This is a genomic window from Coriobacteriia bacterium (assembly GCA_016649875.1).
Taxonomy (GTDB): domain Bacteria; phylum Actinomycetota; class Coriobacteriia; order WRKU01; family JAENWW01; genus JAENWW01.
Genome location: JAENWW010000010.1, coordinates 18,182 through 39,772 on the forward strand (window position 1 = coordinate 18,182; position 21,591 = coordinate 39,772).

The following is a 21,591-nucleotide window of genomic DNA, read 5'->3' on the forward strand; positions in this document are numbered from 1 at the left end:
GTGAAACTTCGAAGAATCGACCTTGCACGAGGAGAACGCCTCACAGCCGCCGTTTTGGCGCGTTCGGGCGGCATCGATGACGATATCATCGCCGTCGCCGCTTCGATAGTTCGAGATGTCCGAACTCGTGGGGATGAGGCGCTGTTCGAATACGGTGAAAAGTTCGACGGCGTTTCGAAGAACACTCTCGGCGATCTGCGCGTCACCCGAGCAGAAATCGATGAGGCATTCGAAAGAGTCGACGAAAGCTTCATCACGGCGCTGACTTTCGCCGCAGAACAGATTCGTGACTTTCATCTGCGCCAGGTGCAGCAAAGCTGGTTCACCACTCAGCAAGGCGGAATATTTCTCGGCTCGAAGGTGACGCCGCTTGCACGTGTGGGAATCTACGTCCCCGGCGGTCGCGCCCAATACCCTTCCACGGTACTGATGAATACGCTGCCGGCGGTGTGTGCCGGCGTCGAGGAAATCGCCATGGTGGCTCCTCCGCAAAAGGATGGATCGATTTCTCCTTATACGCTCGTGGCGGCTTCGATCGCCGGAGTGAGCGAGATTTACAAAGTCGGCGGCGCGCAGGCCGTGGCCGCTTTGGCATACGGTACGGATACCATTGCAGCGGTCGATAAAATCGTCGGCCCCGGAAACGCCTATGTCGCGGCTGCCAAAAAATTGGTCAGCGGCGATGTGGGAATCGATATGATCGCCGGTCCTTCCGAGGTGTTGGTGTTAGCCGATGAGACATCGATTCCGGCGTTTGTCGCCATCGACATGATGGCTCAAGCCGAGCATGACCCGCGTGCGGCGACCTATTTGGTCACCACCGATCCCGACATGGTCGAAATGGTCGAGCAATCGATCGATGTCTTGATGGAGGAGTCGACGCGCGCAGAAATCACAACCGCATCACTGAGAGATAACGGTGTGGTCATAGTGTGCGCCGATACTGCCGATGCATTGGCGGTATCCGACTTCATCGCCCCCGAGCACCTCGAAGTCCATATGGAACATCCCCTCGAACTTCTCGGAGACATTCACAATGCCGGGGCGATTTTCTTGGGCCCCTGGACTCCCGAGGCGATCGGCGACTATGTCGCCGGGCCCAACCATGTGCTGCCGACCGGCGGGACCGCTCGCTTTTCCTCACCGCTCAGTGTCGATGATTTCACCAAGCGGAGCAGTGTTTTGAGCTATTCGCTCGAAGCGCTCGATACCGACGGGCCCGTTGTCACACAAATAGCTGAAAAAGAAGAGCTGTGGGCGCACGGTCGTTCGGTCACCTTGCGGCTGGAGATGCTCGACGCGTTTTCCGACGAAGGAGAACACGCAGAGGAAATCGATGAAGAAGATGCATCGAATAAACAGGAAGGGTAGACACGTGAAACAGGGAAGTTTGCGTCCCGCACGAAAAGAACTCGAAGGCCTGATACCGTATGACGCGAAAGAGGTTAAGGCCGATATGCTTCTTTCGGCCAATGAAAACCCGCTCAATTTGCCCAAAGAACTCCAGGAACGCATTGCCAACCACCTCGATCAGTTCCAGTTCAACCGTTATCCGGATGGTACGGCACCGCGTTTGCGTGCGTTGATCGCCGAAGCAAACGGTCTCGACTCTGATAATGTATTGATCGGCAACGGTGGCGACGAACTGCTGATGAATATGTTTTTGACATGGGGCGGCGTCGGGCGCAAATTCATGAACTTCCCCCCGACATTTTCCATGTATGAGAATTATGCGAAAATCACCGGGACCGAGGTGGTCTCGATTCCGCGCGATGAAAACTTCGAAATCGATCAGGAGGCGACGCGCAAGCGTTTGGCTCAAGGCGACATCGACCTGATTATTTTAGCCAGTCCCAACAATCCCACCGGGAACCTGACCGACGAAGCGTTCCTCCTCGAACTTTTGGGCTGCAGTGATGCGCTTGTGTGCGTCGACGAGGCGTATTTCGAGTTTTCGCGCACCACGGTGCGCCCTTACCTCGATAGATACCCCAACTTGGTGATTTTACGAACCTTTTCGAAAGCATTCTCTTTGGCGGCGTTACGCGTCGGTTATATTTTGGCGGATACGCAGGTGATCCGAGAGTTTCTCAAAGTGCGCCAGCCGTATTCGGTGAGCGCGTTTTCCCAATGGGTCGCTCAGGTGGTGTATCGCGATCGAGCTTTGTTCGAGACATCCATCGAAGAACTCGTCCGAGGCAGAGCCCAAATCATCGAGGGTCTCTCGGCGATTGAAGGCGTCAAAGTGTTTCCGAGCGATGCGAACTACGTCATGTTCCGTATGGATCATGCCTCGATTGTCTGGCGTGACCTGTTCTATAATTATTCGATTTACATTCGCGACTTTTCACGTGCGCCGGGGCTCGAAGGGTGCCTGCGCGTGACGGTCGGTACGGAATCGGACAATGTGGCTTTCATCGCCGCGGTGAGAGAAATCGTCGAGCGTGAGGAGGCGCGAAATGTCTAATGCCGAGCGTAGTGCTTCTTTGAGCCGCACGACGAAGGAAACCGATATCACCGTCACTCTCAACCTCGACGGCACCTCGAAAACAGACATTTCGACGGGAATCCCGTTCTTCGATCACATGCTCGATGCGTTCGGTCGCCATGCGTCCCTCGACTTGGTCGTGAGAGCGGAAGGCGACCTCGAAGTCGACGCGCATCACACGGTCGAGGATGTCGGTATCGTGCTGGGCTCGGTGTGCGCTGAGGCGCTCGGCGACAAACGGGGCATCACGCGTTTTGGGGATGCCGTCGTGCCGATGGATGAGGCACTCGTTTTGGCGGCAATAGATATCAGCGGTCGCGGACAGTGTCACTACGATGTCGATCTTCCCATCGAGTTCATCGGGACATTCGACACGACGCTCGCCAAGGAGTTTTTCATCGCGTTCGCCGGGTCAGTCGGCTTGACACTCCACATCATGTCATTTTCCGGTGAGAACAGTCACCACATCATCGAGGCTGCCTTCAAGGCGGTTGCACGCGCATTACGTATTGCCGTCGCGCTCGACCCTCGAGTCAGCGGCGTCCCTTCGACGAAGGGCAGCCTGTGATTGCGATAATCGATTACTCCATGGGCAACTTGCGCAGTGTGCAAAAGGGCTTCGAGAATGCGGGAGTCGGCGGTGTCGTCATTGCACGCGACGCGGCTACCGTCGCACAGGCGGATGGTCTCGTCTTGCCCGGTGTCGGTGCGTATCGAGATGCGATGGTTCACTTGAAAGAGAGCGGGCTCCTCGAATCGATTCTTAAAAGAGTCGAGGCGGGAACGCCTCTGCTCGGGATTTGTCTGGGGATGCAGCTCCTTATGGATTCGAGTCTTGAAAACGGCGACTACGAAGGGCTCGGCTTGGTCTCAGGGGTGTGCCGTCCGATTCCGAGCGTCCCCGGCATCAAGATTCCCCATATCGGGTGGAATACCGTCGACTATGCGGCCGCGAATGTGAACCCGCTTTTCGCGGGGATACCCGACAACAGCGCTTTTTATTTCGTGCACAGCTATTACTGCGACCTTGTCCACAAATCCGATGTGACAGGTCACGTCGAGTACGGTTCGACGCTGCCCTGTGCGCTCAACCAGGGAAACCTGTATGCCGTTCAATTCCATCCCGAAAAATCCTCGACACTGGGTTTGAGGATGTTGTCCAATTTCGGTGCAATCGTTACCGGGGAGTTGAGCTGAGATGCTGGTATTTCCCGCAATAGATATCCTTCGGGGGCAGGCGGTCCGGTTGGCACAAGGCGACTACGAACGCGTGACCGTGTACAACGACAGCGCATGTGCGCAGGCGCTCGAGTGGGCCGAACTCGGAGCGCGCGGGATCCATATCGTCGACCTCGACGGTGCGCGCACGGGAAACCCCGAGAACATCGAAATCGTATCTTCGATTGCGCGGGAGATCGGCGTGCCCATCGAAGTGGGGGGAGGCGTGCGAACGCTGAAGACAGCCGTCGCCTTGCTCGAGGCGGGAGTGGCTCGAGTCGTCATCGGAACGAAACTCGCCACGGATTTCGATTTCGTCCAAAAACTCGTTTCGGAGTTGGGGAGCGAACATCTCGTTGCGGGTGTGGATGCGAAAAACGGTCTGGTCGCCACGCAAGGTTGGATCGATACCACGGAAATCTCCTCGATCGATCTTGTGGTGCAACTCTCGACTCTGGGGCTTTCTCACCTGGTGTACACCGATATCTCGCGCGATGGTATGCAAACCGGAATCGATATGGATTTGTATTCTCAGGTGGCAGTTGCCGCCGGTTTTCCCGTCATTGTGAGCGGAGGAGTTTCGACCTTGCATGATTTCGAGAAAATAAAAGCGGCCGGCGATACGGTCGCAGAAGGTGTGATCACGGGAAGGGCACTGTATGAAGGAGCCTTCACACTTCCCGAGGCGCTTGCGGTTTTCAGTGCAGACAACGCCACCGAAACACGTGGAAGCGGGAGTGCGCCATGCTGATGAAGCGGGTGATTCCCTGTTTGGACGTGACCGACGGGCGCGTCGTCAAGGGCGTGAACTTCATCAATTTGCGCGATGCCGGTGACCCGGTGGAAATGGCTGCGACCTATGACAAAGGCGGAGCCGACGAGGTGGTGTTTCTCGATATCACGGCTACAAGCGATAAGCGCCCCGCCATGCTCGATGTCGCATCACGCACTTCCGAGGAATGTTTCATCCCCTACACGGTGGGTGGTGGCATGCGTAGTGCAGTAGACATCAGAGCTATGCTTGCCGCCGGCGCCGATAAGATATCGCTCAACAGTGCCGCAGTCAATGACCCCTCGCTCATATCCAGGACCAGCGCCATCTACGGATCGCAGTGTATCGTGGTCGCCATCGATGCGCGGAAAGTTCCCGGTTCAATGCCTGCCCGGTGGGAAGTGTTCACAAGCGGCGGGCGCATCAACACCGGAATCGATGCGGTGCAGTGGGCGAAAGAATCCACGAGGCTCGGCTCGGGGGAACTGCTGCTCACCTCCATGGATTGCGACGGGATGAAAGAGGGTTTCGACATCGACTTGACGCGTGCCGTCACAAGGCAGGTCGATGTTCCGGTGATAGCAAGTGGCGGTGCCGGCAGGCTCGATGATTTCGCCGAAGTCGTCATCGAAGCTGACGCCGACGCCGTGCTGGCCGCATCCGTGTTTCACTTCGGCGAGCTGAGCGTCACACAAGTAAAACAAGCGATGCGTGCCGCGGGAGTGAGCGTTCGCCTCGATTACGTAAAGGATGGTCGATAGCATGGAGCCACTCGATTTTGAAAAGAAAAATCTCTCGACCACCGATATGCGGTTCGACCCCGACGGGCTCTTGCCGGCCATCGTGCAGGATGAAAATACCGGCGAGGTACTCATGCTCGCCTATATGGACGAGGAAGCGCTCATCCGCACTCTCGATGAGCGTCGTGCGTGGTTCTATTCGCGGTCGCGCGGCGCGCAGTGGATGAAGGGCGAGCAGAGCGGTAATATCATGCAGGTGGTAAGCGCGTGGTACGACTGCGATGCCGATACCGTCTTGCTCAAAGTGATTCCTCTCGGTGCAGGTGTGGCGTGCCACACGGGAGCGAAGAGTTGTTTCTATCGTCGATTCGACATAAAGGAGTCATGACCTATGGCAACATCGGATTTCGGAACGGTCATCGATACGTTGTGGGAGACCATCCAGGGCAGAAAAGATGCAGACCCCGAGAAAAGCTATACCGCCTACCTGCTCACTGCGCACGAGGACAAAGTGCTCAAAAAAATCGGTGAGGAGTCAGCCGAGGTCATCATGGCCTCCAAAGACGGTGAAAAAGATCACCTGCAGTATGAAGTCGGAGATCTGTTGTACCATGTGCTCGTCAACTGTGCCCGCCATGATATCACGCCGCAAGACTTGGCCGGGGAGCTTAAGGCGAGGTTCAAATAGGCGGAAGTTCGCAGCGAGCGATTTTCATGCATTCCCGAGGGATAGCCGATTTGTGTTAAATCGGTTTCGTTCCGTTATGCGTGGCCGCTCCACCGAGCATATGGCTCTTATAATTCACGTTCACCAGTCCGCACGAACGCATCAAATCCGCAAGCGCATCTTTTGACAAGAACGCTTTCGTCGAGGCATTGAGCCACTGGTATTCTACAGGCGCGTGGGCGACGGCATTTCCCAGCAAAGGCATGATGTGGCTGAAATATAGCCCGAAGAACGGCTTGACGATTGGGTTTGTGGGCCATGACGTGTCGATGCAGAAGAACTGACCTCCGGGGCGCAAGACGCGCGTCATTTCAGAGACCACTTGACGATAATCGGGCATGTTGCGCAGAGCGAGTGAGACGACGACCACATCGAACGAGTTATCTTCAAAACTCATTTCCATGGCATTTTCGCATTGGAACGAGACGTTATCCAACTTCTGCTCGGCGCGTCGTTTTTCGGCGACGACGAGCATGTTTTCGCTGAAATCGCTTCCGACGACGTGAGCCTGGGGGTTCTTTTCCGCAATCCAAAGAGCGACATCCCCGGTGCCGCTTGCCACATCGAGAATGTCTTTGGGCGCGAAGGCGACGATGCGTTTTATCATCGCGTCTTTCCAAAAGCGGTGGATACCGAAGCTGATGACGTCGTTTGTTTTATCGTAGGTTTCGCTGATGTTTTGAAAGCAATCGTAGACGAATGCTTCTTTTTCTTTGGGAGTTATGGTGAATGCGTCCGGCAAAATCATTAACTGAGTACTCCAATCAAAAGGGCGAAAATATAAAAGGCATTGATGAATACGACTTGCATCATGGCAAGTTTCATCGCTTGGGGTCGTGTTTTGTAATTGTAGTCGAAATTATAGATTTTTGCGATAGCACGCGATTGAATCACAGTGACTATTAACATAAGGATAAGACCCCAAGGAAATGCATGATTCAACGTGAACACGAGCGCGATGGCAAGCGCGGCCATGTTCGTAATGGCCATCATGTGTGCACTGTTCTTTTTCCCCAAAAGTATGGGAAGAGTTTTTCTGCCGGCCTCGGTGTCTCGGTCGATATCGCAGGTGTTGTTTGTCTGCATGATGTTGGCGATACCGAAAAATACCGGAAGTGTCCAGAACAATACATTCCAATTCAAGTTGGAAGTGAGTGCGTAATATGTCGCGAATGTGATGAGCTCGCCCATGACGAAGCCGGAGATGAATTCACCGAGCGGCAAATAGGAAATCGGCTTCGGTCCGAATGAATAGCCGACCCCGGTGGCCGCTCCCACAAGTCCGATGATGAGAAGTATCCACCCCGTGAGCGCGACTACGCTAAGGCCGGCAATCAACGCACACGCCAGATAGACGAGTGCAACGTTTCGTGCGCTTTTCGGATTGAGGTTTCTGTGAATTATCGGAACATCCGTCAAGTTGATGGAGTTTTCTGCCGAGTCTGTGCCTTTGACGAAATCCGCATAGTCGTTGAGAACGTTTACCGATGATTGGGCGAGTATTGAAGTCACGAGCATCAAAAAGAAGATAAGGAGTGAGCGACTCAGCGGTGCACCGCTGAGCTGTGAGTGTCCCAGAGAAAGGCTCAGTGCTCCGCCCAATAATACGGGCAAAATCGACGCCACCCATGATGGGGGCTCGGCAAGCGTGAACGCGTCGGCAAGCGTGAGTTTTGAGAAGTGCCTTTTGCTGTTTGGAGAACTCATCGTAAGTTTTTTCCTTAGTGAACGAGGGGAAGAGGGGTCCACGCCGATGAGGTGTGGAGCCTCGCCTTGAACGGGGTTCTCTTCGTGTTGAACGGACGGATACAAGTATAAGCATATAATTGTTGACCGACTAGTCAGATTCTACTATACTTTCTGACTGTCCGGTCATTTATTTTAAGGAGTAGTAATGAAACGTAGTTTCTCGATTCTCGTACTCGTTCTTTCGCTCGTCATGCTCACCGGTCTGCTCACCGCGTGCGGCAGTTCGTCTACCGCAAACAACGGTGCGGCGAAAACCACGACGGCAGTGAATAAGACCATTAAAATAGGAACCCTTCAAACAGACGACATTTTGCCTCTGTGGGTTGCGCAAAAAGAGGGGATTCTCAAGAAAGCCGGTCTGAATGTCCAGATAATCACCTTCCAATCGTCGCAAGAACAAGTCGCCGCCATGACCGCCGGTGACATCGACGGCATGATGTCCGACATGGTTGTTGCGCTGCAACTTTCCGCAGCGGGTACGAAAATGCGCGCCGTCACCGTCATGTTGCAGGGAGCTCCTGTTGGAATCATAGCTAGCAAGGGGAGCCGGATCACCGGCATCGAACAGCTCGCAGGTGTAAAGACCGGCTGCTCGTCAAACACGGTTGTCGAGTACGTCTATGACAAAGCGCTCACCGATGCCGGTGTGCCCGCAAACAAAATCAAGACCGAGGAAATCAAGAAACTCCCCGTTCGTTTCCAGATGCTGACTTCGAATAAGATCGACGCCGCCGTTCTTCCGTGGACGTTCTTCACCCTTGCACAGGCAAGCGGAGCCACTCCCTTGCTTTCTAGACAACAGTCATCGGCCTACACTTCAACCGTTCTCGAGTTCAGCGATACGTATTTGCAGTCGAGCGGGGCTTCGAAAGATATGAAGACATTGCTGTCTTGCTGGAATCAAGGCGTCGATAAAATCAATGCCAATCCGGATTCCTATCGTTCACTTCTGGCGACAAACGCCAAACTCCCCGATCCTTTGAAGACCACCTATAAAGTAAGCACGTATCCAAAGACCGCGTTGCCCGATCAGAAACAATTCGAAGACGTCGTAAAGTGGATGGTCGGCAAAGGCTATCTCAAGAGCGCGATTCAATACAACGACTCGGTCTATACCGCCAAGTAGTTGCGAACCGTTCGGTAGTCTTGAATCGGCTTGTGCGAGCAGTATTGCGGGAAAAACAAAAGTTGTTCTTGCAATTAAAGTTCGAAAAAGAGTCGTAACAATTATTGAGTATCATGAGAGACAGGAAAACAACGCTTAAGGAGACCTGCCTCTCATGACTCAACCATTTCAACTTCCCGCACTGACCTTGGAATGTCCCTCCGTTTGGGAGTCTTTAGTCGATCAAACCGCAAAGGCTGTTTCAAAAGCCGGATTCACCGATGTCGTCATCGGGCTTTCGGGTGGGCTGGACTCCTCCGCCACCGCCGTCATCGCCGTCGATGCATTCGGCGCCGAGCATGTACACGGTGTGCTGATGCCTTCGCCGTACTCTTCGCAAGGTAGCATCACCGATACGCTCACGTTGGCTTCGCAACTCGGTATCCAAACCGATCTCATTCCGATCACCCCTGTTTTCGATGCGTTCAAAGCAGCGCTCGCCCCGGTTTTTCAAGACTGTGAAACCGATATCACCGAAGAAAATCTTCAGGCGCGTATTCGTGGCACGTTGCTTATGGCGCTTTCGAACAAGTTCGGCTATTTCGTGCTGGCGACGGGGAATAAAAGCGAAGCTCTCGCAGGGTATGCGACTCTCTACGGCGACATGGTCGGAAGCTATGATCCGGTCGGTGCGCTTTATAAAACACATCTTTACGAGCTGTGCAGGTGGAGGAATTCGACTTCGTCGCATATGCTCATTCCGACCGAGATTCTTGAAAAAGAGCCGAGCGCCGAACTCTCTCCGGGACAACTCGATCGCCATGCGCTTCCTCCCTATGAAGTGCTCGACGCCATATATTATCTGTATGTGGACAAAGGCGTCAGCCGAGCCGACCTTGTCGACGGAGGATTCAGCGAAGAAGAGGTCGAGAATGCAATCCGTCGCATGGACGCTTCCGTCTTTAAGCGGCAGTACGCCGCGCCTATCCCGAAATTACATATTTATCAAAGTTGATTTTTGGGTTACACTTCATATCTGGAATTTTTTCCGGTGCTAAGGAGTCGAGTTGAGCGTAGAAATCATTGAAGTCGTTGGTGCTCCGAGCTCTGTGCGAGAATTGCTTTACGATGTCCTGTATAAGGATTTCGGAGTCGATAAGGCGGCCGATAACTGGTTTCACCAAGAACGCGGTGGAGAGTTTTTGCTGAAAATCGATTCCGCCTATGAAATCATGGGCATCGCCCGCTTGATGCCTGTGACGGACAACGATCCGTCGAGCCGGCAAGTTCGGCAAGTCGCCGTTGCGAAGAATGCGCAGGGGCGAGGAGTCGGCCGTGAGCTCATGACGATTGTCGAGGAGCTCGCTTTGGACCAGGGCGCTTCACGTCTCTGGCTCGAATCCCGTTCGGTGGCTTACGGGTTTTATGGGTCTCTCGGCTATGAAGATGACGGTGAAGAGTTCATGTCCGAACTCACCCATATTCCTCATCGACATATGCATAAAAACCTACTGTCTGCATAGCGTTGCATTCTTTGCCGTTTGCAAAGGTTGAATCCCTCCGTGCAATTTTCTAGTGCTATAATTTCTGCAAACGTGTTACTACAGAAACGGTTGGGGAGAATCACATGGGGAAATTGGTGAGGTTCGGCGTGGCAATGGATGAAGATCTTCTTCTGAAGTTCGACGGACTCGTCGCACGACGCGGGCAAGTGACCAATCGCTCCGAGGCCGTGCGCGACTTGGTGCGGGACGCACTCATAGAGTCCCGGTGGGAAGAATCGGATGAGGAGATCGTGGGAACAGTGACGATGGTTTTCGACCACCATGCCTATAACCTTTCCGATAAACTCGATGACTTGCAGCATGCCCATTTTCGAAACATCATCGTGGCGACCCATGTCCATCTCGATGCTCACAACTGTCTTGAAGTTCTCATCATTCGAGGTTCGAACAAGGAAGTACGGCTGATTGCCGATGAGTTGCTCGGTACCAAAGGGGTAAAACACGGAAAATTGGTGACCACGACGACCGGTACTCAAGTTTAGAAAAAAGGGGAGGAAAAGCCGTGCACATTCCCGATGGGTATCTGGGACCGCAGACATATATGGTTCTCGACGTGGTGATGATTCCGATTTGGGCCGTAGCGGCATCCAAAGTCAAGAAATCATTGAAAGCGCGACAAATTCCTTTAATGGCGCTTGCCGCCGGGTTTGCCTTCATCATCATGATGTTCAACGTTCCAGTCATCGGAGGTTCGACGGGACATGCCGTGGGCGCGACGCTCATCGCGATACTTTTGGGCCCATGGGCCGCCACGATATCGGTCTCGATTGCTTTGACGATCCAGGCGCTATTATTCGGCGACGGCGGTATAACCGCGCTCGGGGCGAACTGTTTCAACATGGCTGTGGTGATGCCGTTCGTCGGATATTACCTCTATCGTCTCGTCGTCGGAAAGAGCGGAAAAATCAACAGGAAAATTGCAGCTTCGGGCGTGGCGTCGTATGTGGCGATAGTGGTCGCCGCTATCGTCGCCGGTGTCGAATTCGGAATCCAGCCGCTGATCGCCCACACGGCATCGGGCGCTCCGCTGTATGCTCCGTATCCGCTCAAAGTAGCCGTTACGGCGATGTTTACCGAACACCTCTTGTTTTTCGGCCCGGTCGAGGCGATTGTGACGATGGGAGTGGTGGCGGCGCTCGCCAAACAAGAATCCGCGTTGCTCGCTATGAAACCGGCGTCGAAATCGCTTCGTTGGGTGTGGGCGGGATTTGCCGCACTCGTGTTGCTGACTCCGATCGGCGTGCTTGCGCAGGGCACCGCATGGGGGGAGTGGGGCGTCAATCAGTTCGCTTCGCAATTGAAGTTGTCGGTACCTGTCGGTCTTGAGAAGCTCAGCGCTTTTTGGACCGCGGCGATTCCCGCTTATGCTCCGGCTTTCATCAGGAATCCGTTTGTCGGCTATCTGTTTTCAGCCATCGTGGGCGCCTCATTGTGCATCGTCGTTGTTTGGGGAATGGGAAAGCTCATCTCTTCGAGAAAAATAGATGATGATGAACAATAATCGAGGCAAACCGCGCAAGTCACTTGCGCGTCGTACTGCCGATTCGATAGGGCACCATATCGTAGAGGTTTTGGAAAACGAGGAAATAGCTGCTGAAAAGGGTTTCCTACAAGGAATCGACCCTCGTTCCAAGCTCGGCGCGATTCTCATCTTTTCAGTCACCGCAAGTGTCGTGCGCTCCCCGTGGCTCCTTGCGGCGATGTCGATTCTCGCGCTCGTGCTGGCATCGTTTTCAGCCGTCGATCCGGCGTCGTTCGCGCGTAAACTCTGGGGTTCCGCCGGTCTCTTCGCGACACTGCTGGCCTTGCCTGCCGCCACGCAGTTCATCACGCCCGGACCGGTTTTGTTTCAACTCGGACCGGTTGCGATAACCCAACCCGGTGCGCTCGGCGCCGTCACGCTCATATTGCGCGTCGTGGCCAGTGCGGGATTCGCACTTCTTATCGTGTGGACGATGCGCTGGACCGATCTTTTGAGTGCACTCAGCCAAATGAAAGTGCCCGATATCATCGTCGCCACATTGGCCATGGCCCAAAAGCAAATCGTGTCTTTGATGCGCACCGTGGAACAGATTCACTTGGCCCGTGAAAGTCGAACGCTCGGAAAGGGCACAACGGCGGAAAACAGACGATGGGTCACAGAGCGTATCGCATTCGTTTTGCAAAAGTCGGTTAAGACGGCAGACGATGTCTACGATGCGATGCTTGCCCGCGGTTATTCGGGGTCGATGCGTGTCCTGCACCGAACATCAGCGACGGTGCGCGACCGGTCTTACGTGGCGCTCTCGGCGGGAATCGCAGTCCTTTTCATCGGAATCGATCGGATGGTAATGAGATGACAGACTTCGTGTTGAAGGGGATACACCAAGAATATCGAAAAGGTGTCGAAAGCTTGACGGATATCGATGTGTCCATCGGTTGCGGGGAGCAAGTCGTCATCGTGGGAGCCAACGGAAGTGGAAAATCGACGTTTCTCAAACTTCTCGACGGTCTCGTGTTTCCTTCGGCGGGAGAAATAATCGCTTTCGGCGCGCAGCTGACCGAGGACGCGTTGGAGGACCCCGATTTTCGCCGTGCGTTCCGCAGCCGCGTGGGCTTCGTGTTCCAAGATGCCGACGTCCAACTTTTTTGCAGTAATGCATTTGATGAGCTGGCGTTCGGCCCGCTTCAACTCGGTCTTTCGGAAGACGAAGTGCGGGAGCGCGTCTCGCAAGTCGCCGCGGCACTGCGTATCGAAAAGCTCCTCGATCGCGCGCCTTATACGCTTTCGGGTGGGGAGAAAAAGCGTGTCTCGATCGGAGCGGTTCTCACCATGCGGCCCCATGTCTTGCTTTTGGACGAGCCGACCGGCGCGCTCGATCCGCGAAGCCAAGTGTGGCTCCTCGACGTGCTCGCCGATATGAAAGCCGCCGGCGATACCGTCGTCATCGCGACACATGATCTCTCGATTGCCGCAGAAGTCGCCGATCGCATGATAGTGCTCTCCGAGGAGCACCGGGTATGCGCCGACGGCACACCCGAGGAAGTATTTGCTTTGCGCGACCTTCTTTTGGAGGTCAATCTCATTCATGAACATGCGCACAGACACTTAGGCGAACAGCACATGCATCCCCATATGCACGGCGTGTGATGCTTCTTTGCCGATGAGACTGGAAAAAACAAGGCCCATAGCGTAATCTGATATCGTCAGTAACGGTGGTGCAATCACATGCATCACTTTTAGTAGAAGGCCGTTTTGCGGCCCGTCGATGAATCGAGGAGGGCATATGCCTAAGATTACTGAAGCGCAGGTTCGTGTTCCTGCAGATGTTTCCGCGGAAGCTCGTTCCGCATACGTTTCCAACTACCTGAAAGCAACCCGTGGCACCGGTCGTCTGATGCTTTTTGCGTGCGACCAAAAAATCGAGCATCTCAACGGTGACTTCTACGGAAAAGGCATCGATGAGGCGGACGGCAAGCCCGACCATCTCTTTGAAATCGGTTCGAAGGGCGCCATCGGCATTTTGGCCGGGCAGCGCGGTTTGATTGCGCAGTATGCCGCCGACTATCCCGACATCAACTATTTGGTGAAAATGAACTCGAAGACCAATCTCGTTCCCACGAGCCAAGAGGACCCCTATTCTCCGCAGCTCACTTCTTTCGAGGCAGTGCTCGAGCTCGTCAATAACGGCGTGAATGTCGTCGGCGTCGGTTACACCCTCTATCTGGGCTCGGAGTTCGAGTCGACCATGCTCGCCGAAGCCGGCGAACTCATCGCTCAAGCGCACGCGGCCGGTCTCATCGTCGTGTTGTGGATTTACCCGCGCGGTAAGGCCGTGGAAAACGAGAAAGATGCGCACTTGATTGCCGGCGCCTGTGGTGCTGCGCTTTGCTTGGGCGCCGATTTCGTCAAGGTCAATCCTCCCAAAGGCGATGACGAGGCGTCATCTGCCGAAAAGCTCGTCGAGGCTTCGAATGCTTCCGGTCGCTGCGGCCTCGTATGTGCAGGTGGCTCGTCGGTCGAAGCAGACGTGTTCCTCCGCCAGTTGTGGGAACAAATCCATATCGGCGGTGCGTGTGGAAATGCGACGGGTCGCAACATCCACCAGCGTTCTCTTGAGGAGGCCGTTCGCCTGACCAAGGCAATCAGCGCCATCACCCTCGGCGACCACAGTGCCGAAGAGGGCATTGCGGTCTTTAACGGTGAGGCCGACTTCACTCTTTAATGTCATATCGGACCAAGCAGGAGAGCCGTCGGAAGAATTTCCGGCGGCTCGCTGTCGTGAATGTCTGAGAGGAATCGTCAATGAATGAGACGGATGCGGTGCGCTATGAAATGTTTCGTGCTATCGGACGGGACATATTTCTCGCACATATGATTTCGAGCCATGGCGGAAATATGAGTGTGCGTGAAGGCGATGATATCTACATTACCCGCACCGGCTCTCAGCTTGGCCGTCTGAAGGAAACCGACATAGTGCGGGTGTCTTATGCAAAAACTTCGGCGCTCGACACCCGGGCATCGAGCGAGCTCGTAGTACATCGCGCCATATATCATGCGACCGACGCGCGCGCCGTCGTGCACGCCCACTCTCTTCATACGGTATTTCGTTCGATGATCGACGATGTCATCAGACCCCTCGACTCCGAGGCGCGTCTTTTCATCCCCGAGGTTCCCGTTCTCACCTCAAAGACCACCATCGGCTCGGAGACAGCCGCCGGTCTCATATCGAAAGCGCTCGTCACCAATTCGATTGCGGTGTTGCGCGGGCACGGACCTTTCGCGTGCGCTCAATCCTTGGATGATGCGTATCGGTGGATTTCGGTTTTGGAGGGTTCCTGCCAATTGCTCGATATGGCGGATAAATCTCCCCGTCGATTGAAAGACTATTTGGATTCTTGATTTCTCGGACGCAGGGAGACGATTGCGAACTCCTGATCTTTCGCCGCGCCGATGAAGGAATTCGCCAAGATGTCCCCGTGACGTTCGCGCGGCAGTGCGATGAGAAGTGCGATGAGCGCCTCGGATGTCGGGCAGGTTTTGCCGCACTCGATTTTATACAGAGTGCGAGAGGAGAGCTCCACACCGGTTTCATCTTTGAGGTACTCGGCGAAATAAGCCACATTCGAAAAGCCCGCCGATTTGCGGGCTTTCTTGATTTGTCTGCCGAAAATGTTCCAGTCGATAAGCTGATTTTGCATCAAAGATTTTTTCATTGCAGTACCCGCACCGTTTCGGATTGTTTGTTTTAGGCGATTATCCTTTCTCGGTTATGACATGATGCATAACGATGTGGATAGATAATTGCCTATAAATGACAAACAAAAATACAGGCGCCGAGTGATCTCGATGCCTGTATTTTATGCGGAGGCGCTCTTGTGTGCAGAGGCGCGTTATTTTCTGAAGTAAGCGACGGCTACGGCACCGCTGCCGGTGTGAACGCCGACCACGCTACCGAGCGACATATGCACACCGTCTCGGCCTATCAGGGCGACGAATGCTGCAAGTCCCTCCTCGTTGAGGGCGCTGGCGTAAGCGATGGGATAGTACTTGTCCATCTCATCGGCATGTACGATATCAGCCGCCTTCCTCATCGCGGTTTTAAATCCGCGGGCTTTTCCGATGTCATGAACGATTCCGTTATCTACTTCGATAATCAGTTTGAGAGAGAGCATGGTTGCGACTCTCCCTTTGGTGCTTGAAAGACGGCCCCCTTTTATGAGGTTTTCAAGCGTCTCGAGGACTACGATAACTCTTACGCGCGGACAGATCTGTTCGATGTGATAAGCGATATCTCGCGCAAGAACTCCCTGCGTTCGCATGTCGACCGCAAGGCGCACGAGCAAATTGAGTCCGATTGCCGCAGTACGGGAATCGACGATAAGGATATCGTCACGCTTCAGTTGGTCTTTCGCCATATGCGCCGAGTTATTCGTGCCGCTGAGTTCCGATGAAAGAGTTATGAGTACGATCTCCTCGTTCGGATGGGCGTTGAAGACATCGATGAACTCTCCCACGCTGACCAAACAGGTTGTGGGAAGCTGTTCGGTGTTTTTCATCTTCTCGTAAAAATCCTCGGCGCTGATCTCGGTCTTATCGGCGAAGTATTCACTGCCAAAATTGACTTTCAGTGAAATCATCTCGACATTGAGTTCCTTTGCCTCATCGAGGGTGAAGTCACTTGTGCTGTCCGTCATAATGACTGTCATTCAGTTCTCCTTTTTTGGTGGGCGAGGGTGTCGAAAAGCGAAGAGAGTCGTTCGAGTGAGCGAGTGAGAACATCGATATCTTCCGTATCGAGCTCTTTTGCGATGTGCTCGAGCATATCTTCATGAAACTCGGTATGGATTCGGTTGGCATCCAGTCCTTTTTCCGTTGCGCGAACAAAGATTATGCGACGGTCTTTCTCACTCGGAACACGTTCGAGATAGCCTTTTCGTGTCAAAGTGTTGACGGCGGTCGAAAGGGCTCCGGCAGAGATATTGAGTTCGTCGGCGATTAAGGACATGATGTTTCTGTCTTCTTCGGCTAGACTGATTGCAGCTGCAATCACATGAGCCTCTTTCGTCGACAGGTCGGACAGACCGCGGTTGGTGATGGCGCGCTCTTCACATAAGAGGATGTAGTTGAACGTTTGCACGAAGAACGTGTTTATTTCCTCTCGTTGTTCCAAATCCATGGTGCCTCCTATATTTTTAGTTTAAAATAATTTTATCAGTAAATTTGCGGAAAACCCCGGCGTTCAGGGCGGGGATGTAGAGCAAAGGTCTTAGTCTGATGTCTGCTGCTGTTCTACATACTTCTGAATAATGGAAAGTCTGCGATGTGTCAAAGGAGCGGGAATGGAATACTTGGTCGTCGGTCTCGGTGGATGTTTGGGCTCGATGGCACGTTACGGCGCCGGGCAACTCGTCAACACGGCCGACATGGGTTTTCCCTTCGTCACGCTTCTGATCAACTTCATCGGTTCGTTTGTGATAGGGCTGGTATCCGAATTCGCCGGGATGCATGTCATCGAAAATCCACGCGTGACGCTCTTTTTGAAAGTCGGTCTCTGCGGGGGATTCACGACATTTTCGACGTTTTCTCTCGAGACGCTTGGTCTCTTCGAAAAAGGCGATTACGGTATGGGGATGGCGTATGCGCTTGTAAGCGTTGTGGCCTGTGTGCTGGGTGTATTGGCGGGTCAGATGATTGCACGCGTGGTGGCGCCCGCGTAAAAGATGTGGTGCCGGAGGAGGGATTTGAACCCTCATGCCCGTGAAGACAACGGATTTTGAATCCGTCGCGTCTGCCATTCCGCCACTCCGGCTAAAAACACTTGTAGAAGTATAACGCATTAGTGGTCGTTCTTGCTAGAGCTTTAGGCGTTATACTGAGTACATTATGAATGATTCCGAAAGAATACACGATGTTTTGGATGTCGGCATATGGCGTGAGTTGCCTTCGGTCGGTGTTCATCTGCGCAATGTCATCGACAATCTCGCGCTGATAGCCGATCTCGGTTACGGTTCCACCTCGCTTGCACTCCTCGAAGACGAGGGCCTGCGTATCGTTGCGGCACGACGTACGACCACGGCGGTCGGCCCCGAGGTGAAAGCGCGCATCGGAAAGCTTCTACCGCGCCCCGCTGTCGTTGCAGGCGAAATAAGCACGCACGACGACTCGGTCGAGGTCGAGGCGTATGAAGCGCTCGTTTCGGAAAAGCGCATCGTTGGATCGCGTCAACGCGTGCAAACCGGTGTGAAAGACCAGGCCCCCATCATCTATACGACGCTCGCCTCGCCTGTTTTCGACGCGAGCCAGTCGGTGGTCGGTATCATTATTCGCGATATCGCGCAAGCGCAAGCCGAAGCACCCGGTCGTATGGAAGCCGAGTTCGTGCAGATGGCCGCAGAACTCGTCGCACGCTTGCGCACGACGAGCCTGCTCGATGCCGATCAGCGACCGTTCGTGACCGCGCGTCGTCCGGGCGACGGTGTCATGCGGGTGAACGCGCACGGTATCATCGAATATCCGAGTCCGAACGCCGTCGCCATCATGCGCGCGGCCGGTTTTGAGAATCGTGTCCGTACCAGTCATGCTTCTGAACTTCCGGGCGGCGGATTCGCCATCATGGGTGTCGTTGGCAGGCACGTGGCCAGCCAAAAGGAAGTCACCGTCGCCGGGCGCACCTTGCTCTACCGCACCATCGGCATCGACACCGGTGCGATCGTCTTCGTCGAAGATGTGACTGATTTGCGGAGCGAACAGCAGACCGTCAAAGTCAAAGATGCGACGATACGTGAAGTGCACCATCGGGTGAAGAACAATCTCCAGACGGTTGCGGCGCTCTTGCGCATGCAAGCCCGAAGGGCGACCAGCCAAGAAACGATACACGCCCTGACCGAGGCGACCGATCGCATCAACTCCATGGCGGTCGTCCATGCCCTGCTCAGCCAAAGTGATTTTGAGTCGCTCGATTTTGCGAAAGTCGCTCGGGCCGTGATTGATTCCATCGCGAAGGGAATCATGGAACCGGCAAGCGATGTGAAAATCACCGTCGTGGGCGATGAAGGCATCATATTGCCAGCACCCGTCACGACATCGCTTGCAATGGTGCTTACCGAGCTCATCCACAACGCATTCGAGCACGGCGTCGGGATAGATCCGACGGCGACGGGAACAATCCGAGTCGAGCTCGGAAGGGATTCCGAAGGTGTCCATTTCACCGTGAGCGACTCCGGTCCGGGACTTCCGGATGGATTTGACATCCCTACAACGGTAAACCTGGGTCTTTCGATAGTCGAGACTTTGATAACGCAAGATTTGGGTGGTACGGTTAAAGCGTATTCGGATCACGGTGCTCATTTTTCAGTGGAGATACCTTACAAGGAGGATTAGCATGCGCATTGTAATTGCGGAGGACGAAGGTCCCATTCGGATGGATTTGCGCGAAATCCTTGTTGATTGCGGATATGAAGTGGTCGGCGAAGCGCATACGGGCACAGAGGCACTCGAACTCATCGTGGAGCTGAAGCCGGATGCGGCTTTTCTCGACATTTCCATGCCGGGGCTCGATGGCCTGCAAGTCGCCGAAAGACTTGCGAAAGAAAATGCGATTTGTCCCCTCATCATGCTCACCGCGTTTTCCGACGCCGATTTCATCGCGCGTGCCACAGAGGCGGGAGTGTACGGCTATGTGGTCAAGCCGTTCAACGACACCGATATAATTCCCGCCATCGAGATCGCCGTCAAGCGATTCAATGCGGAGCAAGAGCTCAGACGTGAGACCCATACTCTCGCCGAACAGCTTGCGGCTCGGAAATTAATCGACCGCGCCAAGGGTATCCTCATGAAAAACGGAGACGATGAAGCGCAAGCCTATGAGCGCATCAGAAGAACTGCCATGGATAAGCGCCTCACGTTGGCAGCCGTCGCCGAAGCGATAATTCTCAGCAACGAACTCATATAAAGACGCGTGATAGAATTGTAAAGATTACGACGCCTTATCTTTAAGGAGAATCCCTTTATGGATGTACGCCTGTTATACCATACGCCCGACCCGCAACGTTCCGTCGCCGCCGCCGCACGTCTCTGTTATGCGCCGGTAGGGGCTGCGGAACTCTTGGAGACCATGAGCGATAAATCGATAAGAAGCGTGCTGCGCACCATCATAAGCAGTGGCCATCTCTCGACACTCGAGCATGCGAGTTATACCTTCGCCATCGACGGAGTGTCCCGCGCGATGACGCATCAACTCGTCCGTCATCGCCTCGCCAGCTACAATCAACAATCGCAGCGTTACGTCAGCTATGACAGCGACCCGACGTTCATCGTTCCTCCCGAGGTCGACAAAAACCCCGAGGTGCGCGAGCGTTTTTTGGCCGCATGCGCCGAATCATTTTTGAGCTACCGTGCGATGATCGATGCGGGAATCCCTCCCGAGGATGCGCGCTACTTGTTGCCCAACGCCATGGAGACCAAAATCGTCGTGACGATGAACATTCGCGAACTTCTCCATTTTTTCGAGTTGCGGTGCTGCAATCGGGCACAATGGGAGATTCGAGGGGTCGCCGAAAAAATGCTCGAGCTCGCCGCGCCCACCGCGCCCTATATTTTCATGGATGCCGGGCCGTCTTGTCGCCGCGGTGAATGCAACGAGGGCAAAATGACCTGCGGAAAACCGCATACGCGCGTCGTGCGCGATTAAGGAAATCATGGAAACGAAGAATTCACCATACGGCGGATGTGTATCCGATGATGCGGCGGTGACTCCGACAAACATCGGAGGACAGGCTGTCATCGAAGGCGTCATGATGCGCGGAAAATACAGTTGGGCCGTGTCCGCACGCGATGCCGCCGGTAAGATTCATTCCGAAGAACACGAGCTTTCTTCCGCGACGACGAAGAACGCGTGGATGCGTTGGCCGATTGTTCGCGGGGTGGTCGCACTCATCGAAAGTCTCGTGCTCGGCACGAAGGCTTTGATGGTTTCCGCAGAGTTGGCCGGAGTCGACGAAGAGTCCGGTGAGGAGATACCGGCGGGAGCGATGGCTGGTGCCATCGGTGTCGGTGCACTGCTCGCGGTGGGTATTTTCATCGTTTTGCCCGCAGTTTTAACCAACCTCATCGTGGGCTCTGCGACGGTGAACCCAATGCGGTGGAACATCATCGACGGAGTTTTTCGCGTTACCGCATTCTTCCTGTACATAGGGTTGATAGGATTTTTCCCCGAGCTCAAACGGGTGTACATGTATCACGGTGCCGAGCATAAGACGATTCACATGCTCGAACACGGTGAAGAACTCACCGTGGAAAACGCGCGTAAGTATCCGACGCTCCACGTCCGATGCGGAACGGCGTTTTTGCTTATGGTGATGGTTGTTTCCATCCTCGTGTTCTCGCTCATTCCCATCAAGGCGATAATCACCGGTATGGGTTTGACCGACAAATATGCCGTTTTGGGCATCGTCATTCTTTCGAGAATCATACTGATGCCGCTCGTGGCGGGGCTCTCTTATGAGATAACCGTCAAATGGGCCGGTCCGCGCGCGGAGAAGCCCTATGTTCGCTTCTTGCTGTGGCCCGGTTTGCAGATGCAGCGGTTCACCACCGCTCCTCCGACCGACGACATGCTTGAATGTGCCATCACTTCGACGAAGATGGTGCTCGAGACGCAGATGCGTACCGAGCATCCTGAAGAGTTTCTGTAGCGTTCGGTGAAGCGCGCTTCCGAACCGAGCGTATAATTGATATAAAAAGACA

Annotated in this window: 27 protein-coding genes and 1 tRNA gene; 22 read left to right on the forward strand and 6 right to left on the reverse strand. The window is 54.3% G+C overall.

The annotated features are described in order from the left end of the window. From hisD to JJE36_05000, 8 genes are read left to right on the forward strand one after another with little or no spacing between them, the layout of a single operon-like run. On the forward strand, nt 1–1,371 hold the full coding sequence (hisD, locus tag JJE36_04965) for a histidinol dehydrogenase (GenBank protein ID MBK5211647.1): 1,371 nt from the start codon (nt 1–3) through the stop codon (nt 1,369–1,371). Further along, a complete protein-coding gene (hisC, locus tag JJE36_04970; GenBank protein ID MBK5211648.1) occupies nt 1,346–2,467 on the forward strand; it encodes a histidinol-phosphate transaminase in 1,122 nt (373 codons plus the stop codon). Before hisD ends, hisC begins: the two co-directional genes overlap by 26 nt. Continuing rightward, entirely contained in the window at nt 2,460–3,056 is a 597-nt protein-coding gene (gene hisB, locus JJE36_04975; GenBank protein MBK5211649.1) for an imidazoleglycerol-phosphate dehydratase HisB, read from the forward strand. Before hisC ends, hisB begins: the two co-directional genes overlap by 8 nt. After that, complete coding sequence (gene hisH, locus JJE36_04980; GenBank protein ID MBK5211650.1) at nt 3,053–3,685, forward strand: imidazole glycerol phosphate synthase subunit HisH; 633 nt, start codon at nt 3,053–3,055, stop codon at nt 3,683–3,685. Before hisB ends, hisH begins: the two co-directional genes overlap by 4 nt. A 1-nt stretch (nt 3,686) precedes the next feature. Continuing rightward, nucleotides 3,687–4,457: a 1-(5-phosphoribosyl)-5-[(5-phosphoribosylamino)methylideneamino]imidazole-4-carboxamide isomerase gene (hisA, locus tag JJE36_04985; protein MBK5211651.1), complete on the forward strand. Its 771-nt coding sequence runs from the start codon at nt 3,687–3,689 to the stop codon at nt 4,455–4,457. Continuing rightward, on the forward strand, nt 4,451–5,239 hold the full coding sequence (gene hisF / locus JJE36_04990) for an imidazole glycerol phosphate synthase subunit HisF (protein ID MBK5211652.1): 789 nt from the start codon (nt 4,451–4,453) through the stop codon (nt 5,237–5,239). Before hisA ends, hisF begins: the two co-directional genes overlap by 7 nt. 1 nt (nt 5,240) lies before the next feature. After that, nucleotides 5,241–5,606, forward strand: a complete 366-nt coding sequence (gene hisI, locus JJE36_04995; protein MBK5211653.1) for a phosphoribosyl-AMP cyclohydrolase — start codon at nt 5,241–5,243, stop codon at nt 5,604–5,606. A 3-nt stretch (nt 5,607–5,609) separates the two neighbouring features. Continuing rightward, entirely contained in the window at nt 5,610–5,906 is a 297-nt protein-coding gene (locus JJE36_05000; protein MBK5211654.1) for a phosphoribosyl-ATP diphosphatase, read from the forward strand. A gap of 55 nt (nt 5,907–5,961) precedes the next feature. Here JJE36_05000 and JJE36_05005 read toward each other — a convergent pair whose 3' ends face one another. After that, complete coding sequence (locus JJE36_05005; protein MBK5211655.1) at nt 5,962–6,693, reverse strand: ubiquinone/menaquinone biosynthesis methyltransferase; 732 nt, start codon at nt 6,691–6,693, stop codon at nt 5,962–5,964. Further along, the gene (locus JJE36_05010; GenBank protein MBK5211656.1) at nt 6,693–7,652 is read right to left on the reverse strand and encodes a prenyltransferase; all 960 of its coding nucleotides are present in this window, start codon (nt 7,650–7,652) and stop codon (nt 6,693–6,695) included. The genes JJE36_05005 and JJE36_05010 overlap by 1 nt, the downstream gene beginning before the upstream one ends. A 187-nt stretch (nt 7,653–7,839) precedes the next feature. Between JJE36_05010 and JJE36_05015 the strand changes: the two genes are divergently transcribed. The 9 genes from JJE36_05015 to JJE36_05055 all read left to right on the forward strand — a co-directional run bounded on the left by JJE36_05015 (nt 7,840) and on the right by JJE36_05055 (nt 15,246). Next, nucleotides 7,840–8,820 (forward strand): ABC transporter substrate-binding protein, encoded by a 981-nt coding sequence (locus JJE36_05015; GenBank protein ID MBK5211657.1) that lies wholly within the window; start codon nt 7,840–7,842, stop codon nt 8,818–8,820. 154 nt (nt 8,821–8,974) lie between these two features. After that, nucleotides 8,975–9,814, forward strand: a complete 840-nt coding sequence (gene nadE, locus JJE36_05020) for an NAD(+) synthase (GenBank protein ID MBK5211658.1) — start codon at nt 8,975–8,977, stop codon at nt 9,812–9,814. Nucleotides 9,815–9,866: 52 nt separating this feature from the next. After that, nucleotides 9,867–10,322 (forward strand): GNAT family N-acetyltransferase, encoded by a 456-nt coding sequence (locus JJE36_05025; GenBank protein MBK5211659.1) that lies wholly within the window; start codon nt 9,867–9,869, stop codon nt 10,320–10,322. A 104-nt stretch (nt 10,323–10,426) separates the two neighbouring features. Next, complete coding sequence (gene nikR, locus JJE36_05030; GenBank protein MBK5211660.1) at nt 10,427–10,846, forward strand: nickel-responsive transcriptional regulator NikR; 420 nt, start codon at nt 10,427–10,429, stop codon at nt 10,844–10,846. A gap of 20 nt (nt 10,847–10,866) precedes the next feature. Further along, nucleotides 10,867–11,865 carry a cobalt transporter CbiM gene (gene cbiM, locus JJE36_05035; GenBank protein ID MBK5211661.1) on the forward strand — a complete coding sequence of 333 codons (999 nt, stop codon included), beginning with the start codon at nt 10,867–10,869 and terminating at the stop codon, nt 11,863–11,865. Next, nucleotides 11,849–12,703 (forward strand): cobalt ECF transporter T component CbiQ, encoded by an 855-nt coding sequence (gene cbiQ / locus JJE36_05040; GenBank protein ID MBK5211662.1) that lies wholly within the window; start codon nt 11,849–11,851, stop codon nt 12,701–12,703. Before cbiM ends, cbiQ begins: the two co-directional genes overlap by 17 nt. Then, a complete protein-coding gene (locus JJE36_05045) occupies nt 12,700–13,494 on the forward strand; it encodes an ABC transporter ATP-binding protein (GenBank protein ID MBK5211663.1) in 795 nt (264 codons plus the stop codon). Before cbiQ ends, JJE36_05045 begins: the two co-directional genes overlap by 4 nt. Nucleotides 13,495–13,630: 136 nt before the next feature. After that, the gene (locus JJE36_05050) at nt 13,631–14,569 is read left to right on the forward strand and encodes an aldolase (protein ID MBK5211664.1); all 939 of its coding nucleotides are present in this window, start codon (nt 13,631–13,633) and stop codon (nt 14,567–14,569) included. Between the two features lie 80 nt (nt 14,570–14,649). Beyond that, entirely contained in the window at nt 14,650–15,246 is a 597-nt protein-coding gene (locus JJE36_05055) for a class II aldolase/adducin family protein (GenBank protein ID MBK5211665.1), read from the forward strand. Here JJE36_05055 and JJE36_05060 read toward each other — a convergent pair. The 3 genes from JJE36_05060 to JJE36_05070 all read right to left on the reverse strand — a co-directional run bounded on the left by JJE36_05060 (nt 15,231) and on the right by JJE36_05070 (nt 17,023). Beyond that, nucleotides 15,231–15,560, reverse strand: coding sequence for a helix-turn-helix transcriptional regulator (locus JJE36_05060; GenBank protein MBK5211666.1), 330 nt, complete (start codon nt 15,558–15,560; stop codon nt 15,231–15,233). The two genes, JJE36_05055 and JJE36_05060, sit on opposite strands and share 16 nt — an antisense overlap. Nucleotides 15,561–15,737: 177 nt before the next feature. Beyond that, the gene (locus JJE36_05065; GenBank protein MBK5211667.1) at nt 15,738–16,553 is read right to left on the reverse strand and encodes a DegV family protein; all 816 of its coding nucleotides are present in this window, start codon (nt 16,551–16,553) and stop codon (nt 15,738–15,740) included. Continuing rightward, complete coding sequence (locus tag JJE36_05070) at nt 16,550–17,023, reverse strand: winged helix DNA-binding protein (protein MBK5211668.1); 474 nt, start codon at nt 17,021–17,023, stop codon at nt 16,550–16,552. Before JJE36_05070 ends, JJE36_05065 begins: the two co-directional genes overlap by 4 nt. A 163-nt stretch (nt 17,024–17,186) precedes the next feature. Here JJE36_05070 and crcB point away from each other — a divergent pair, with 163 nt between their 5' ends. Beyond that, nucleotides 17,187–17,564, forward strand: coding sequence for a fluoride efflux transporter CrcB (gene crcB / locus JJE36_05075; protein ID MBK5211669.1), 378 nt, complete (start codon nt 17,187–17,189; stop codon nt 17,562–17,564). Between the two features lie 6 nt (nt 17,565–17,570). On the opposite strand, the gene JJE36_05080 is transcribed toward crcB, so the two are convergent. After that, nucleotides 17,571–17,656 (reverse strand) — tRNA-Leu (locus JJE36_05080). A 74-nt stretch (nt 17,657–17,730) separates the two neighbouring features. Here JJE36_05080 and JJE36_05085 point away from each other — a divergent pair. From JJE36_05085 to JJE36_05100, 4 genes are read left to right on the forward strand one after another with little or no spacing between them, the layout of a single operon-like run. Continuing rightward, nucleotides 17,731–19,227 (forward strand): sensor histidine kinase, encoded by a 1,497-nt coding sequence (locus JJE36_05085; protein MBK5211670.1) that lies wholly within the window; start codon nt 17,731–17,733, stop codon nt 19,225–19,227. A 1-nt stretch (nt 19,228) separates the two neighbouring features. Then, nucleotides 19,229–19,798, forward strand: a complete 570-nt coding sequence (locus JJE36_05090) for a response regulator (GenBank protein ID MBK5211671.1) — start codon at nt 19,229–19,231, stop codon at nt 19,796–19,798. A 57-nt stretch (nt 19,799–19,855) separates the two neighbouring features. Beyond that, nucleotides 19,856–20,536, forward strand: coding sequence for an FAD-dependent thymidylate synthase (locus JJE36_05095; GenBank protein ID MBK5211672.1), 681 nt, complete (start codon nt 19,856–19,858; stop codon nt 20,534–20,536). Between the two features lie 7 nt (nt 20,537–20,543). Further along, complete coding sequence (locus tag JJE36_05100; protein MBK5211673.1) at nt 20,544–21,539, forward strand: DUF1385 domain-containing protein; 996 nt, start codon at nt 20,544–20,546, stop codon at nt 21,537–21,539. Nucleotides 21,540–21,591: the final 52 nt, after the last annotated feature.